This is a genomic window from Saccharothrix sp. ST-888 (assembly GCF_000955975.1).
In the GTDB taxonomy this organism is placed as follows: domain Bacteria; phylum Actinomycetota; class Actinomycetes; order Streptomycetales; family Streptomycetaceae; genus Kitasatospora.
Map to the genome: position 1 here is coordinate 1 of NZ_JYJF01001043.1, position 281 is coordinate 281.

The following is a 281-nucleotide window of genomic DNA, read 5'->3' on the forward strand; positions in this document are numbered from 1 at the left end:
CAGCGCGACCGACACCATGCCGCCCCGGCCCGCCAGACCACCGGCAATCGCCTTGCTGCGCAGCGCAACCACCCTCGCGCCGTCCTCCAACGACAGCGCCCCAGCCACCACAGCAGCCGCGATCTCACCCTGCGAATGACCCACCACCGCAGCCGGACGGACCCCCGCCGAACGCCACACCCCCGCCAGCGACACCATCACCGCCCACAGCACCGGCTGGACCACATCCACCCGCTCCAGCCACGCCTCACCGGCCCGGCCGAGCAGCACATCCTCCAACG

1 protein-coding gene is annotated in these 281 nt (G+C 72.6%); it reads right to left on the bottom strand.

Annotation, left to right across the window (positions count from 1 at the left end; genetic code table 11):
• On the bottom strand, positions 1-281 hold a 281-nt coding region (locus UK12_RS35510; RefSeq protein WP_156179182.1), incomplete at both ends, for an acyltransferase domain-containing protein.